This window comes from Neisseria sp. P0014.S009, assembly GCF_051958155.1.
GTDB classification, from domain to species: Bacteria; Pseudomonadota; Gammaproteobacteria; order Burkholderiales; family Neisseriaceae; genus Neisseria; species Neisseria flavescens_C.
Genome location: NZ_JBQCVS010000227.1, coordinates 1 through 242 on the forward strand (window position 1 = coordinate 1; position 242 = coordinate 242).

Annotated in this window: 1 pseudogene; it reads right to left on the bottom strand. The window is 50.4% G+C overall.

Annotated elements, in window-relative coordinates:
- Positions 1 to 242, bottom strand: a pseudogene (locus ACTHS4_RS12435) (twin-arginine translocation pathway signal); the annotation flags it as partial.

Consider the following 242-nt stretch of genomic DNA (forward strand, 5'->3'; position numbering starts at 1 on the left):
TTGCCAACCTTCCTGCAAATCGGCATGACGGCGCAGGTTTTCAGAAAGATGCGCCAAACCTTCGGGCCAAGTGAGGACGGTTTCTGCATTGTTGCGGGCGGCAAAATAATGCAGTCCGGCAAAGGCAGACACTTGCCCGATGCCTTGTCCGTAATCGTCGCGGCAACAATAATCGAGATACCATAAAAGCTCAGGCGAGTGGTAGTTCTCTTGATCAAGCCATTGTTTAAACGTCAGATGAT